Origin of the sequence: Streptomyces kanamyceticus, from assembly GCF_008704495.1 — a bacterium.
Taxonomy (GTDB): domain Bacteria; phylum Actinomycetota; class Actinomycetes; order Streptomycetales; family Streptomycetaceae; genus Streptomyces; species Streptomyces kanamyceticus.
On sequence record NZ_CP023699.1, the window covers coordinates 8,293,468 to 8,308,543 of the forward strand.

The window sequence follows — 15,076 nt, forward strand, 5'->3', positions numbered from 1 at the left end:
GGGGGAATCCGGGGGCAGCCTCTCGCGTTTCTCCAGTACAGAGCTGTCTCACCGGCCGAAGGCGAGCCGGAGGCCCAGGATCGATACCATGGGCTCTTCGGGGCCTGACCGAGGGACCCCGATCGCGCACAGGGAGCGCTCTTGCCAGACGAGTCCCAGCCACTCACCGCCGCCAAGGCCGCCCAGCAGGCCTCGGCGGGCTCCGCCGCGCCCGCGAACAAGGCAGAAGGCACGCAGGGCGGCTCGTCCGCGCAGCGCGCCAAGGGAGAGGTCTCTCGGGGCGACAAACCGGCCGAGCAGCCCCGTCCGAAGCCGCCCGCCGACCACCACCCGACGGCTCCCGCGATCCGCCCGGCGACGGGCCAGCCCGCGCGCTCCGGTTCCTCCAACCGCGTCCGCGCCCGCCTCGCCCGCCTCGGCGTCCAGCGCTCCAACCCGTACAACCCGGTCCTGGAGCCCCTGCTGCGGATAGTGCGCAGCAACGACCCGAAGATCGAGACCTCCACGCTGCGCCAGATCGAGCGCGCCTACCAGGTCGCCGAGCGCTGGCACCGCGGCCAGAAGCGCAAGAGCGGCGATCCGTACATCACGCACCCGCTCGCGGTCACCACCATCCTCGCCGAGCTCGGCATGGATCCGGCGACGCTCATGGCCGGTCTGCTGCACGACACCGTCGAGGACACCGAGTACGGCCTCGACACCCTCAAGCGCGACTTCGGCGACCAGGTCGCCCTGCTCGTCGACGGCGTCACCAAGCTCGACAAGGTCAAGTTCGGCGAGGCCGCGCAGGCCGAGACCGTGCGCAAGATGGTCGTCGCCATGGCCAAGGACCCGCGCGTCCTGGTCATCAAGCTCGCCGACCGCCTGCACAACATGCGCACCATGCGGTACCTGAAGCGCGAGAAGCAGGAGAAGAAGGCCCGCGAGACGCTGGAGATCTACGCTCCGCTGGCGCACCGCCTGGGCATGAACACCATCAAGTGGGAGCTGGAGGACCTCGCCTTCGCGATCCTCTACCCCAAGATGTACGACGAGATCGTGCGCCTCGTCGCTGAGCGCGCCCCCAAGCGCGACGAGTACCTGGCCATAGTGACCGACGAGGTCCAGGCCGACCTGCGCGCCGCCCGAATCAAGGCCACCGTCACCGGGCGCCCGAAGCACTACTACAGCGTCTACCAGAAGATGATCGTGCGAGGCCGCGACTTCGCCGAGATCTACGACCTGGTGGGCATCCGTGTCCTCGTCGACACGGTGCGCGACTGCTACGCGGCGCTCGGCACGGTGCACGCGCGATGGAATCCGGTCCCCGGCCGGTTCAAGGACTACATCGCGATGCCCAAGTTCAACATGTACCAGTCACTGCACACGACGGTGATCGGCCCCAACGGCAAGCCCGTCGAGCTGCAGATCCGTACGTTCGACATGCACCGCCGCGCCGAGTACGGCATCGCCGCGCACTGGAAGTACAAGCAGGAGGCCGTGGCCGGTGCCTCCAAGGTGCGCACCGACGTGCCGAGGAAGGCCGGCGGCAAGGACGACCACCTCAACGACATGGCGTGGCTGCGCCAGTTGCTCGACTGGCAGAAGGAGACCGAGGACCCCAGCGAGTTCCTCGAATCGCTCCGCTTCGACCTGTCGCGCAACGAGGTCTTCGTCTTCACGCCGAAGGGCGACGTCATAGCGCTCCCCGCGGGCGCCACCCCGGTCGACTTCTCGTACGCGGTGCACACCGAGGTCGGCCACCGCACCATAGGGGCGCGGGTCAACGGACGGCTCGTACCGCTCGAATCGACCCTGGACAACGGCGACTTGGTGGAGGTCTTCACCTCCAAGGCCGCGGGCGCGGGACCCTCGCGCGACTGGCTCGGCTTCGTCAAGTCGCCGCGGGCGCGCAACAAGATCCGCGCGTGGTTCTCCAAGGAGCGCCGCGACGAGGCCATCGAGCAGGGCAAGGACGCCATCGCGCGCGCCATGCGCAAGCAGAACCTGCCGATCCAGCGGATCCTGACGGGCGACTCGCTCGTGACCCTCGCGCACGAGATGCGCTACCCGGACATCTCGTCGCTGTACGCGGCGATCGGCGAGGGCCACGTCACCGCGCAGTCCGTCGTGCAGAAGCTCGTCCAGGCGCTCGGCGGCGAGGAAGCCGCCAACGAGGACATCGCTGAGAGCGCGCCGCCCGCGCGCGGCCGCAGCAAGCGCCGTGCCAACGCCGACCCCGGTGTCGTCGTCAAGGGCGTCGAGGACGTGTGGGTCAAGCTGGCGCGGTGCTGTACGCCCGTGCCCGGCGACCCCATCATCGGCTTCGTCACGCGCGGCAGTGGCGTATCGGTTCACCGCAGCGACTGTGTGAACGTCGACTCGCTCTCGCGGGAGCCCGAGCGGATCCTCGAGGTCGAGTGGGCGCCCACCCAGTCCTCGGTCTTCCTGGTCGCCATCCAGGTCGAGGCCCTCGACCGCTCGCGCCTCCTGTCGGACGTCACGCGCATCCTCTCGGACCAGCACGTGAACATCCTGTCGGCGGCGGTGCAGACCTCGCGCGACCGCGTCGCCACCTCCCGCTTCACCTTCGAGATGGGCGACCCCAAGCACCTGGGGCACGTCCTCAAGGCGGTCAGGGGCGTCGAGGGCGTCTACGACGTGTACCGGGTGACGTCGGCGCGACGGCCGTAGGCCACTACGGAGAGGGGCTCCCACACGCGATGTGCGGGAGCCCCTCTACGTAGACAGCGAAGACGCGTGCGGCGGAAAACTCAGCCGCCGAACTCGTGCAGCCCCTTCAGAGCCTGGTCGAGCAGCGCCTGACGACCGTCGAGCTCCCTCTGGAGCTTGTCGGCCTTCGAGGTGTTGCCCGCGGCGCGAGCGGTCTCGATCTGGCCCTGGAGCTTGTCCACGGCGGCCTGCAGCTGACCGGTGAGACCCTCGGCACGCGCGCGTGCCTCCGGGTTCGTGCGGCGCCACTCGGTCTCCTCGGACTCCTGCAGCGCCCGCTCGACCGCGTGCATCCGGCCCTCGACCTTGGGCCGCGCGTCACGCGGCACGTGGCCGATGGCCTCCCAGCGCTCGTTGATGGAGCGGAACGCGGCACGGGCAGCCTTCAGGTCCGACACCGGGACGAGCTTCTCGGCCTCGTCCGCCAGCTCCTCCTTGAGCTTCAGGTTCTCGCCCTGCTCGGCGTCGCGCTCCGCGAAGACCGCGCTGCGCGCCGCGAAGAACACGTCCTGGGCGCCGCGGAAGCGGTTCCACAGGTCGTCCTCGTGCTCGCGCTGCGCGCGGCCCGCCGCCTTCCAGTCGGTCATCAGGTCGCGGTACCGGGCGGCCGTCGGGCCCCAGTCCGTCGAACCCGACAGCGCCTCCGCCTCGCCGACCAGCTTCTCCTTGGCCTTGCGGGCGTCCTCGCGCTGGGCGTCGAGCGACGCGAAGTGCGCCTTGCGGCGCTTGGAGAACGCCGAGCGGGCGTGCGAGAAGCGGTGCCAGAGCTCGTCGTCCGACTTGCGGTCGAGCCGCGGCAGGCCCTTCCAGGTGTCGACCAGGGCGCGCAGCCGCTCGCCGGCCGCCCGCCACTGCTCGCTCTGGGCCAGCTCCTCGGCCTCCACGACCAGGGCTTCCTTGGCGTGCCGCGCCTCGTCGGACTGCTTGGCCTTCTGGACCTTGCGCTCCTCGCGACGCGCCTCGACGCTCTCCACCAGCTTGTCGAGCCGCTTGCCCAGGGCGTCCAGATCGCCGACCGCGTGTGCCTCGTCCACCTGCTGGCGCAGGTGGTCGATGGCGGTCATGGCGTCCTTGGCCGACAGGTCGGTCGTTTTCACCCGGCGCTCGAGAAGTCCGATCTCGACGACCAGACCGTCGTACTTGCGCTCGAAATAGGCGAGGGCCTCGTCAGGAGATCCTGCCTGCCACGAACCGACCACTCGCTCGCTGCCGTCGGCCGTACGCACGTACACGGTCCCCGTCTCGTCGACGCGGCCCCACGGGTCGCTGCTCACAGCGCCTCCTCCACATGATGCCTGCGCAGGGCCTCGGGGCCCCCGGCATCGTCCACAGTTTCGTCACCGCCAACATAGGCGACCGGCGGGGCGGCTGTCCGCATCCCGCACGACCGAAGTTTGCCTGGCGGCGCTCAGGATTTCGTCACGGTCGCCTTGTCGATGGCGACCGTCGCGTTCGGGGCGCCATCGCCCTGCCCGGTGCTCTCCCCGGCGGCGGCGATCTTCTTGAGCACCTTCATGCCCGATTCGGAAATGGTCCCGAACGGTGTGTAGTCGGGCGGGAGCTGACTGTCCTGGTAGACGAGGAAGAACTGGCTGCCGCCGGTGTCCCGTCCCTTCTTCGCCTTGGCGTTGTACTGGTTCGCCATGGCGACCGTGCCCGCCGGATACACGTTCCCCTTCAGGCGCTTGTCCTTCAGGTTCTCGTCGGGGATCGAGTAGCCGGGGGTGCCCTCACCGGTGCCCTTGGGGTCGCCGCACTGCAGGACGTAGATGCCGCCGGTGGTGAGCCGGTGACACTTGGTGTGGTCCAGGTAGCCCTTGTTCACCAGGAAGTTGAAGGAGTTGACGGTGTGCGGGGCCTTGGCGGCGTCCAGGTCGAGGCCGATGTCACCGCACGTCGTCTTCAGGTCCATCGCGTAGTCGGCGGACTTGTCGATGGTGAGTGCGGGCTCCTTCTTGAAGCTCAGCGGCTTCACCTTGCCGGGTGCCGCCTTCTTGCACGGGTCCTTCGGAGGCGTGCTGCTGGGCTGCGCGTTCGCGTCGTCCAACGCGTCGTCACCGTCGAAGGCGCCCGCCGCGTACGACACCGCGCCGCCCGCCACGACCACGGCGAGGGCTCCCGCGAGGACCGCGTTGCGCATCCGCGCCCTGCGCCGCGCGGCGTCGCGGCGCTGCTGCTGGCGCAGTGCCTTCTCCCGGGCGAGCTGCTTGCGGCGCTGTTCCTGGCTGACCACCGGCTCTTCTCCCCTTCTCCCGCGCACGTCTCCTCATGCGCTGCGTAGTGCCCCGTACCGTATATGGGTTACCTGTGGAATCGGCAGCGCCGGTAGGCTCTGATCTGCCGCGTTCCCGCCGGGGACCGCGGCTGCCTCCCGCCGGACGACGAACGAAGGACGATCGTGCTCATTGCCGGGTTCCCCGCCGGGGCCTGGGGCACCAACTGCTATCTGGTCGCCCCCGCCGCAGGCGAGGAGTGCGTGATCATCGACCCGGGCCACCAGGCCGCCCAGGGAGTCGAGGACGCGCTGAAGAAGCATCGGCTCAAGCCCGTCGCGGTCATCCTCACCCACGGCCACATCGACCACGTCGCCTCGGTCGTCCCGGTGTGCGGAGCGCACGACGTGCCCGCGTGGATCCACCCCCGCGACCGGTACATGCTGAGCGACCCCGAGAAGGCGCTCGGCCGCTCCATCGGGATGCCGCTGATGGGTGAGCTGACGGTGGGGGAGCCCGACGACCTGCGGGAGCTGACCGACGGCGCGGACCTGAAGCTGGCGGGCCTCGACTTCTCCGTCGCGCACGCCCCGGGGCATACGAAGGGGTCGGTGACCTTCCGGATGCCCGAGACGCAGGAGATCCCCTCGGTCTTCTTCTCGGGCGATCTGCTCTTCGCCGGCTCCATCGGACGCACCGACCTGCCCGGCGGCAGCCACGCCGAGATCCTCGACTCGCTGGGCCGGGTGTGCCTGCCGCTCGACGACTCGACCGTGGTCCTGTCGGGACACGGTCCCCAGACATCCATCGGCCAGGAGCGCGCCACCAATCCGTACCTGCGGCAGGTGGCCGCCGGCCTGGGCGCGGACGACACGTCCGCCCCGCGACGAGGAATGTGACGAGAGAACACCGTGAGCACCTTCAAGGCCCCCAAGGGCACCTACGACCTGCTGCCGCCGGACTCCGCGAAGTACCTGGCGGTGCGCGAGGCGATCGCCGCTCCGCTGCGCAACTCGGGCTACGGCTACATCGAGACGCCCGGTTTTGAGAACGTCGAGCTGTTCTCGCGCGGCGTCGGCGAGTCCACGGACATCGTCTCCAAGGAGATGTACGCCTTCGAGACCAAGGGCGGCGACCAGCTCGCGCTGCGCCCCGAAGGCACCGCCTCGGTGCTGCGCGCCGCGCTCGAAGGCAACCTGCACAAGGCGGGCAACCTCCCCGTCAAGCTCTGGTACTCGGGCTCCTACTACCGCTACGAGCGCCCCCAGAAGGGCCGGTACAGGCACTTCTCCCAGGTGGGCGCCGAGGCGATCGGTGCCGAGGACCCGGCGCTCGACGCCGAGCTGATCATCCTGGCCGACCAGGCGTACCGCACCCTCGGCCTGCGGAACTTCCGGATCCTGCTCAACTCGCTCGGCGACAAGGAGTGCCGCCCCGTCTACCGCGCCGCGCTGCAGGACTTCCTGCGCGGGCTCGACCTGGACGAGGAGACACGTCGACGTATCGACATCAACCCGCTGCGGGTCCTCGACGACAAGCGGGCCGACGTCCAGAAGCAGCTGGTGGGCGCGCCCTCGCTGCGCGACTACCTGTGCGACGCCTGCAAGGCGTACCACGAGCAGGTCCGCGAACTGGTCACGGCGGCGGGCGTCGCCTTCGAGGACGACGAGAAGCTGGTCCGGGGCCTCGACTACTACACCCGCACCACCTTCGAGTTCGTCCACGACGGCCTCGGCTCGCAGTCCGCGGTCGGCGGTGGCGGTCGCTACGACGGCCTGTCCGAGATGATCGGCGGCCCCTCGCTGCCCTCGGTCGGCTGGGCGCTCGGCGTGGACCGCACGGTGCTCGCGCTTGAGGCGGAGGGCGTCGAGCTCGAACTGCCCGCGTCCACCAGCGTGTTCGCGGTGCCGCTCGGCGAGGAGGCGCGCCGCGTCCTGTTCGCCAAGGTGACGGAGCTGCGCAAGGCCGGTGTCGCGGCGGACTTCTCGTACGGCGGCAAGGGCCTCAAGGGCGCGATGAAGAACGCCAACCGCTCGGGCGCGCGCTTCACCGTCGTCGCGGGCGAGCGGGATCTCGAAGAGGGCGTCGTCCAGCTCAAGGACATGGAGTCCGGGGAGCAGGAGGCGGTCGCGGTGGACGAGGTCGTGGCGGTCCTCCAGGGGAAGCTGGCGTAAATCAAGCCCCTCCGGCGATTGAGGAGCGGGGTCCGGGGCAGCGCCCCGCGGCCTCGCCCCCGGCGGAGGGGCTCACCCATCGCGCCGGTCCTTCCACCGGAAGGTCAGCAGGCACAGCACGAGCCCTCCGACGCACCACGCGCCGAGCACCAGGGCGATCTTTCCGTACTCCCAGCTCCCCGCCTGTTCGAGCACCTGCGCGGAATCCGGCAGGAACACCCCGCGAAAGCCCTGGCACATCCACTTCAGCGGGAACAGCGCCCCGATGTTCAGCATCCAGTCCGGAATGGTGTCGATGGCGATGTACACGCCGGAGATGAACTGCAGCACCAGGAAGGGCAGGATGACCACCGAGGTGGCGCTCCGCCCCGACCTCGGGACGCTGCTGATCGCGATGCCGAGCAGCGCACAGCTGGTGATCCCCAGGACGAAGATCCAGCCGAAGGTCAACCAGTCGCTCGCGCGCGTGGGCAGGTCGACGTCGAAGAGGCTCACGCCGACGATCAGCAGGAGCGCCGTCTCCAGGACGCCGGTGACCAGGACCAGCCAGATCTTTCCCAGGAAGTACGCGGCCGGGGGCATCGGCGTCCCGCGCAGTCGGCGAAGCACCTTCTCGTCCCGCTCGATCGCGATCGAGATGCCGAGGGACTGGAAGCTGGTCGACATGATGCCCGCGGCGATCATCGCGGCGACGTACAGCTGGGAGGCGGTGATGCCCGCGCCCGACACATCGTCGCTGAAGATCGACGCGAAGAGGAAGAGGAAGACGATGGGGAAGGCGAAGGTGAAGACGACCTGTTCGCGCTGGCGGAAGAACTGCCGCAGTTCCAGGGCGCCTTGATGCAGGCCGAGCCCCCAGGCGCCGGGCAGCCGGTCGGCGGCGGCGCCCGGCGAGCGCGTTCCCTCGGTGCCGGTCGTGGTGGTCATCGGTCGTCCTCCTGTCCGGTCAGCCGGAGGTAGACGTCCTCCAGCGTGGGGCGGCGGATCCGCAGGTCGGGGATCTCCCCGTCGAAGGCGCCGAGCAGCCCGGCGACCGTGCGGGTCGGCGTCGCGGTGCGCTCCTCGCACGGAGTGCCGTCCGCCGCGGTCCACTCGACGGTGGCCTCGGTGCCGTACCGCCTGCGCAGCTCCGCGGGCTCGCCCCGCGCCACCACCCGCCCCTCGGCGATCACCGCGAGCCGGTGCGCGAGCGCCTCGGCCTCCTCCAGGTAGTGCGTGGTGAGCACGATGGTCGTGCCCTCGTCGGCGAGCGTCCTGATCAGGGCCCAGAACTGCCGCCTGGCCGCCGGGTCGAAGCCGGTCGTCGGCTCGTCGAGGAGCAGCAGCTCGGGCCCGCCGATCACGCCGAGCGCCACGTCGAGCCGCCGCCGCTGGCCGCCCGAAAGGGCCTTGATCCGGCTCGTCGCTTTCTCCTCCAGGCCGACCAGCGCGATCACTTCGTCGGGGTCGCGCGGTCGCGGGTAGTAGCGCGCGAAGTGCCGCACCGTCTCGGCCACCGTCAACTCGGCGGGCGCGGATTCGTCCTGCCAGACGATCCCGACGCGCGAGCGCCAGGCCCGCCCCGCGGTGCCGGGATCGGCGCCGAGCACGGTGACCTCACCGCCGTCCCGGGCCCTGTTGCCCTGGAGGATCTCCACCGTGGTGCTCTTGCCCGCGCCGTTGGGGCCGAGGATCCCGAAGACCTCGCCCGGCTCTATCCGCAGGTCCACCCCGTCGACGGCCGTGACGTCGCCGTACCTCTTGCGCAGTCCCCGTACGTCGACCGCGAGTTCGTACCCGTATGCGCCCATGCCGTCGAGTGTCGCGGTGGAACGAACGCGTCGGGACCTCTGTGCGTACCTCCTTATGTCCATCGAACGGTGGACACACAGGCGCGTACGGCACAATGTGCGTGCCCGCGGCCACCACAAGCGACGGAACGGCGTGATGAGCAAAACGATGTCAGCGAAGGACGACGCCTTGGACGACCAGGAGAGGCGGCACGCTCCGGGTTCCGTCGGCGGCAGCCGCGCGTTCGCCCTGCTCCTGGTGATCACGGGCGCGGCCGGTGTGCTCGCCTCCTGGATCATCACCCTGGACAAGTTCGAGCTCCTGAAGGACCCGAACTTCCAGCCGGGCTGCAGCATCAACCCCGTGGTCGCCTGCGGCAGCATCATGAAGAGCGAGCAGGCCGAGGCCTTCGGGTTCCCCAACCCGATGCTGGGCCTGGTCACTTACGGCATCGTGATCTGCGTCGGCATGAGCCTGCTCGCCGGGGCCCGCTTCCCGCGCTGGTACTGGCTCACCTTCAACGCGGGCACGCTCTTCGGAGTCGGGTTCTGCACCTGGCTGATGATCCAGTCGCTCTACCACATCAACGCGCTCTGCCTCTGGTGCTGCCTGGCCTGGGTCGCCACGCTCCTGATGTTCTGGTACGTCACGTCCTTCAACATCCGCAAGGGCTTCCTGCCCGCGCCGGGCTGGGCCAAGAGCTTCCTCGAGGACTTCACCTGGGCGCTCCCGGTGATGCACACCGGCATCATCGCGATGCTGATCCTCACCCGCTGGGGCGCCGACCTCTGGGCGTGAGGCCTCTGATCGCCCCCGGATTCCGCCTCCCGGCGGGATTGTCAGTGGCGTGACATAGGGTTCTTGACGTGGAGCCCGACCTGTTCACCGCCGCAGCCGAAGACCGCCAGGAGAAGGACCCGTCCAGCAGTCCCCTGGCCGTCCGGATGCGCCCGCGCACCCTCGACGAAGTCGTCGGCCAGCAGCATCTGCTGAAGCCGGGCTCGCCCCTGCGCCGCCTGGTGGGCGAGGGCGAGGGAGGGCCCGCGGGACCGTCCTCGGTGTTCCTGTGGGGCCCGCCGGGCATCGGCAAGACGACCCTGGCGTACGTGGTGTCCAAGGCGACGAACAAGCGGTTCGTCGAGCTCTCCGCGATCACCGCGGGCGTCAAGGAAGTGCGCGCGGTCATCGACGGCGCCCGCAGGGCGATGGGCGGCCACGGCAAGGAGACCGTCCTCTTCCTCGACGAGATCCACCGCTTCAGCAAGGCCCAGCAGGACTCCCTGCTGCCCGCCGTCGAGAACCGCTGGGTGACGCTGATCGCCGCCACCACCGAGAATCCGTACTTCTCGATCATCTCGCCGCTCCTGTCCCGCTCCCTGCTGCTCACCCTCGAACCGCTCACCGACGACGACCTGCGCGCCCTGCTGCGCCGCGCGCTCATCGACGAGCGGGGCCTGGGCGGCGCCGTCGAGCTGCCCGAAGAGGCCGAGGCGCATCTGCTGCGCATCGCGGGCGGCGACGCCCGGCGCGTGCTGACCGCCCTGGAGGCGGGCGCGGGCTCGGCCCTGGCCAAGGGCGAGCAGGAGATCACCCTCCGGACCCTGGAGGAGTCGGTCGACCGCGCCGCCGTGAAGTACGACAGGGACGGCGACCAGCACTACGACGTCGCGAGCGCCCTCATCAAGTCCATCCGCGGCTCGGACGTGGACGCGGCCCTGCACTATCTGGCCCGCATGATCGAGGCGGGCGAGGACCCCCGCTTCATCGCCCGGCGCCTGATGATCTCCGCGAGCGAGGACATCGGCCTCGCCGACCCCACCGCGCTGCCGACCGCGGTCGCCGCCGCCCAGGCCGTCGCGATGATCGGCTTCCCGGAGGCGGCGCTCACCCTCAGCCACGCCACGATCGCCCTCGCGCTCGCCCCCAAGTCGAACGCCGCGACGATCGCGATCCAGCAGGCCCAGGCGGACGTCCGCGGCGGCCTCGCCGGACCCGTCCCGCCCCACCTGCGCGACGGCCACTACAAGGGCGCGGCCAAGCTCGGGCACGCCCAGGGGTACGTGTATCCGCACGACGTGCCGGGCGGCATCGCCACCCAGCGGTACGCGCCGGACGCGGTGGAGGGCAAGCGCTACTACCAACCCACTCGGTACGGGGCGGAGGCGCGTTACGCCGACGTGGTCGAGCGGGTGCGTGCGCGGCTCAAGGGCGAGAAGCCGGAGAGCTGAGCGCTCGCCTCTGCGGGTGCGTCGTGGCTGGTCGCGCCGTTCCCCGCGCCCCTTCGGGGCGCGGGCCCCGCCGTCGCCGCCTACGCTCACAGCCATGGGCAGAGCAGCCGGGCAAGCCGTGGCGGGGACGGTGCTCGTCCTGGCCGCCGTAGCAGCGGCGTGCACGCCACCCCAGCTGGAGCGGGCCGACGCGCGACGCTCAGCGACCACTTCGCCAGCCGCACTCAGCTCTCCCTCGGCGAAGGCCCCCCTCGCCAGCCCCGGCTTCCCGCCCACCGCGGCCACCGCCCGGGACCAGCTCGCCCGCCTCACCGTCGCCTGGGGCAAGAACTGGCAGACGTACCAGCGCTCCGAGTTCGGCGACGGCTGGTCCGACGACACCGACGCACCCGGCGGGCGCAACGGCTGCGACACCCGGGACGACGTGCTGCGACGCGACCTGAAGAACCTGCGCGAGGGCGACCGCAACCCCTGCGTCGTCCTCTCCGGGACGCTGAAGGACCCCTACACCGGCAAGGAACTGCCCTACTCCTCCCGCAGGGCCTCCCAGATCCAGACCGACCACGTCGTCGCGCTCGGCGCCGCCTGGCGGGCGGGTGCCTGGGCCTGGACCCCCAAGCGGCGCCTCACCTACGCCAACGACCTGGACGTCCTGCTCGCCGCCGACAAGGACACGAATTACGTCAAGAGCAGTCAGACCCCCGACAAGTGGAAGCCGCCCCGCAAGGAATACTGGTGCGAGTACGGGCGCCGCTGGACCGGCATCAAGGCCAAGTACCGGCTGACGGTCACGGCCCCCGAGAAGCTGGCCCTCCAGGACCTCCTCGCCACCTGCGGCTGAGGCACCCTCCGTCACCCGGTACACTGGCCCGAGCGCTGCGTCCCGTGTCCGGTCTCGTACCGGCACCACCAGAACGGGACATTCAGCCGGAGCCCCGCACCGCAAGGTGATGGGGATCCAGGAGCGTCGCGCACCGTCGAAGGTGTCGCGGGCAGCCCACCACCATCCCGGATCCCGGGAAGCGGTCGGTGGGCCACTCGCGTGCTGCACGTATGTGCCCAGACCAGGGAGCGGCTGCCCGCCGGATCCAGCACCACCGGATCCGAGGGGTTTCCCAGGCTGCGGATTGCGACCTCCCCTAACCCTGGTGAAGCCGATTTCACAGAGAACAGAGAGGTTGGTTCATGCCGAACCAGTCCCGCCCCAAGGTCAAGAAGTCGCGTGCCCTCGGCATCGCGCTGACCCCGAAGGCCGTCAAGTACTTCGAGGCCCGCCCCTACCCGCCGGGCGAGCACGGCCGTGGGCGCAAGCAGAACTCGGACTACAAGGTCCGTCTGCTCGAGAAGCAGCGTCTGCGCGCGCAGTACGACCTGTCCGAGCGCCAGCTCGTCCGTGCCTACGAGCGTGCGTCCAAGACGCAGCTCAAGACCGGTGAGGCCCTGGTCATCGAGCTGGAGCGTCGTCTCGACGCCCTGGTTCTGCGTTCGGGCATCGCCCGCACGATCTACCAGGCCCGCCAGATGGTCGTGCACGGTCACATCGAGGTCAACGGCGGCAAGGTCGACAAGCCGTCGTTCCGCGTCCGTCCCGACGACGTCGTGATGGTCCGCGAGCGCAGCCGCGAGAAGCCGCTGTTCCAGGTCGCGCGTGAGGGTGGCTTCGCCCCCGACGGCGAGACCCCGCGCTACCTCCAGGTGAACCTGAAGGCCCTGGCCTTCCGCCTGGACCGCGACCCGAACCGCAAGGAGATCCCCGTGATCTGCGACGAGCAGCTCGTCGTCGAGTACTACGCCCGCTGACCCGGACGTAGCTCTCCCTGCTTCAGCCCGTCGCCTCCCCGCCCTTCCTGGCGGGGCAGGCGGCGGGTTCGCTCGTTCCCGGGGCCGGTTCCCGCGTCGTCGTCGGCCCGCAGCGCCCGCGCCACCGCCGCGTCGAGGCCGAGGCCCGCGCCCTGCCGCAGGCACTCCTCGTACCGCTCGTCGCCGAGGGCCTCCCGGGCCTGCTCCTCGCACGCCGTGTGCGGCCCGCCGAAATGGCCCGAGCCGAACAGCGGAAGACCCACCGACGGCCAGATGCCCGCCGCCGCGCCCTGCAGCACCGCCGCCTCCGCCGGGTCCCCCTCCGCCGCCGTGAACAGCGCAAGGAGCTCCAGGGACAGGACCGCGCCGAGCAGATCGTGGAAGCGGTGGTCCAGGTCGAGCGACCGGGCGAGCAGCTCACGGGCCGCGTCGGCCTCGCCGCGCGTCCAGGCCGCGTAACCGAGGACGTAGAGGGCGTAGGCGAGAGCCCAGCTCTCGCCGTGGTCCTCGCAGACCTGGCGTACGTCCTCGCAGAGCTCCACCGCGGTGGCGAGCTCACCGCGGAAGGCCAGCGCCATGGCCAGCTCGACCTGGCCCATCAGGACGTTGCTGTTGAGCTCGCCGATCTCGTGATAGCGGTCGAGCGCCGAGCGCAGCAGCGTTTCTGCACGCGGGATGTCGTCCGAGACCAGGGCGAGACAGCCGATGCGGTGCTCGGCGTACGCGGCCGCGGCGGCGCTGCCGGTGCGCTCCGCCTCGTCGCGGCACTCGTGCAGCGCGGCGAGCGCGGCGATCGTGTCGCCCTGCAGCACCGCGACGTAACCGAGCACCCAGAGCGCCTTGAGCCGCGACTCCTCGTGCCCGCCGTCCAGCTCCAGGGCCCGGCCGAGCCAGTGCCTGCCCTCGGCGAGGCGTCCGCAGCCCACCCAGTAGAACCACAGCGTGCCCGCGAGGTACTGCCCCAGATGTGCCTCGTCCCGCTCGGTCAGACAGAACTCCAACGCGGCGCGCAGATTGGGCAGTTCCATGTCCACCAGGGCCGCGACCTGCGCCTGCCGCGGTGAGAACCAGTCCAGCTCGCACCAGGTGGCGAGCCCCATGTACCAGTCGCGGTGCCTGCGGCGCATCCGCGTGGACTCGCCCGCCGCCTCCAGCCAGTCCGCGCCGTACGCCCTGACCGTGTCGAGCATGCGGTAGCGCACGCCCGCGGGGCCCTCCTCGCGGCAGACCACGGACTGCGCGAGCAGCTCGCCGAGGACGTCGAGCACGTCGTCGGCGTGCAGTCCGTCCCCGGCGCAGATGTACTCGACGGCCTCCAGGTCGAACTGCCCGTCGAACACGGAGAGCCGCGACCAGAGCAGCCGCTCGCCCGGACTGCACAGCTCATGGCTCCAGCCGATGGCCGTACGCAGCGTCTGGTGCCGGGTCGGCACGTCGCGCCTGGCCCCGGTGAGCAGCCGGAACCGGTCGTCGAGCCGGGCGAGGAGCTGCCCGGGGGAGAGCGCCCGCAGCCGTCCCGCGGCCAGTTCGACGGCGAGCGGGATGCCGTCGAGGCGGTGGCAGAGTTCGAGGACGTCCGCGCGGTTGGCGTCGTCGACGGCGAAGCCGGGCAGCGTGTCCGTCGCCCGGTCGGTGAAGAGCGCGGCCGCGTCCGGGGCGGGCAGCGGCGCCAGCGGGAAGAGCCGCTCGCCCGCGGTCTCCAGCGGCCTGCGCCCCACGGCGAGCACCCGAAGGCCGGGGGAGTGCGTGAGCAGGTCGTTCACCAGCGAGGCGCAGACGTCCACGAGGTGCTCGAACCCGTCGACGACGAGGAGCAGTTCCCGCTCCGCGAGATGTCCGAGGAGCACCTGCCGCGGCGGCCTGCTGGTGTGGTCCGTCAGCTCGAGGGCCTCGGCGACCGCGTGGTCCACCAGGTCCGGGTCGCGCAGCGCGGTGAGGTCCACCAGCCAGGCCCCGTCGCGCAGCCCGCTCCGCGCGGCGGCCCGCGCGGCCAGGCGCGATTTGCCGACCCCGCCGACCCCGGTCACGGTGACCAGCCGCCCCGCCTCCAACGCCGTTGCCAGCTCCGCCAGTTCGGTGGTGCGTCCGACGAAGGCGTTGAGTTCCAGGGGGAGGTTGCCGGGCTGAGGAGGTCGCATGGGGTACGGAGCGTACTCACCCGTATGCGGTCCGTACAATC

11 protein-coding genes and 1 pseudogene are annotated in these 15,076 nt (G+C 70.6%); 7 read left to right on the forward strand and 5 right to left on the reverse strand.

The genetic code is table 11. From position 1 onward, the window contains the following. Positions 1 to 141: 141 nt before the first annotated feature. Complete coding sequence (locus CP970_RS36170) at positions 142 to 2,673, forward strand: RelA/SpoT family protein (protein WP_150494415.1); 2,532 nt, start codon at positions 142 to 144, stop codon at positions 2,671 to 2,673. A gap of 80 nt (positions 2,674 to 2,753) precedes the next feature. Here the strand turns inward: CP970_RS36170 and CP970_RS36175 are convergent, their stop codons facing one another. Together CP970_RS36175 and CP970_RS36180 are read right to left on the reverse strand one after the other, a co-directional pair. Then, positions 2,754 to 3,986, reverse strand: a complete 1,233-nt coding sequence (locus CP970_RS36175) for a DUF349 domain-containing protein (protein WP_150494417.1) — start codon at positions 3,984 to 3,986, stop codon at positions 2,754 to 2,756. A 134-nt stretch (positions 3,987 to 4,120) separates the two neighbouring features. Next, positions 4,121 to 4,945 carry a peptidylprolyl isomerase gene (locus tag CP970_RS36180; protein ID WP_055543658.1) on the reverse strand — a complete coding sequence of 275 codons (825 nt, stop codon included), beginning with the start codon at positions 4,943 to 4,945 and terminating at the stop codon, positions 4,121 to 4,123. A gap of 165 nt (positions 4,946 to 5,110) precedes the next feature. On the opposite strand from CP970_RS36180, the gene CP970_RS36185 reads away from it, so the two are divergent. Together CP970_RS36185 and hisS are read left to right on the forward strand one after the other, a co-directional pair. Next, positions 5,111 to 5,824, forward strand: coding sequence for an MBL fold metallo-hydrolase (locus CP970_RS36185; protein WP_055543659.1), 714 nt, complete (start codon positions 5,111 to 5,113; stop codon positions 5,822 to 5,824). 12 nt (positions 5,825 to 5,836) lie between these two features. Continuing rightward, complete coding sequence (hisS, locus tag CP970_RS36190; protein ID WP_055543660.1) at positions 5,837 to 7,099, forward strand: histidine--tRNA ligase; 1,263 nt, start codon at positions 5,837 to 5,839, stop codon at positions 7,097 to 7,099. Positions 7,100 to 7,171: 72 nt separating this feature from the next. Here hisS and CP970_RS36195 read toward each other — a convergent pair whose 3' ends face one another. Both CP970_RS36195 and CP970_RS36200 read right to left on the reverse strand, forming a co-directional pair. Then, positions 7,172 to 8,026: an ABC transporter permease gene (locus CP970_RS36195; protein ID WP_055543661.1), complete on the reverse strand. Its 855-nt coding sequence runs from the start codon at positions 8,024 to 8,026 to the stop codon at positions 7,172 to 7,174. Continuing rightward, entirely contained in the window at positions 8,023 to 8,889 is an 867-nt protein-coding gene (locus tag CP970_RS36200; protein ID WP_055543662.1) for an ABC transporter ATP-binding protein, read from the reverse strand. The genes CP970_RS36195 and CP970_RS36200 overlap by 4 nt, the downstream gene beginning before the upstream one ends. Positions 8,890 to 9,025: 136 nt before the next feature. Between CP970_RS36200 and CP970_RS36205 the strand changes: the two genes are divergently transcribed. The 4 genes from CP970_RS36205 to rpsD all read left to right on the forward strand — a co-directional run bounded on the left by CP970_RS36205 (position 9,026) and on the right by rpsD (position 12,897). Next, on the forward strand, positions 9,026 to 9,667 hold the full coding sequence (locus CP970_RS36205) for a vitamin K epoxide reductase family protein (RefSeq protein WP_107098801.1): 642 nt from the start codon (positions 9,026 to 9,028) through the stop codon (positions 9,665 to 9,667). Between the two features lie 68 nt (positions 9,668 to 9,735). After that, positions 9,736 to 11,097 (forward strand): replication-associated recombination protein A, encoded by a 1,362-nt coding sequence (locus CP970_RS36210; protein WP_055543664.1) that lies wholly within the window; start codon positions 9,736 to 9,738, stop codon positions 11,095 to 11,097. A 94-nt stretch (positions 11,098 to 11,191) separates the two neighbouring features. Then, the gene (locus CP970_RS36215) at positions 11,192 to 11,938 is read left to right on the forward strand and encodes an HNH endonuclease family protein (RefSeq protein WP_079043116.1); all 747 of its coding nucleotides are present in this window, start codon (positions 11,192 to 11,194) and stop codon (positions 11,936 to 11,938) included. Between the two features lie 344 nt (positions 11,939 to 12,282). After that, positions 12,283 to 12,897 carry a 30S ribosomal protein S4 gene (gene rpsD, locus CP970_RS36220; protein ID WP_055543665.1) on the forward strand — a complete coding sequence of 205 codons (615 nt, stop codon included), beginning with the start codon at positions 12,283 to 12,285 and terminating at the stop codon, positions 12,895 to 12,897. A 22-nt stretch (positions 12,898 to 12,919) separates the two neighbouring features. On the opposite strand, the pseudogene CP970_RS36225 reads toward rpsD, so the two are convergent. After that, positions 12,920 to 15,035: pseudogene (locus CP970_RS36225) on the reverse strand (ATP-binding protein). Positions 15,036 to 15,076: the final 41 nt, after the last annotated feature.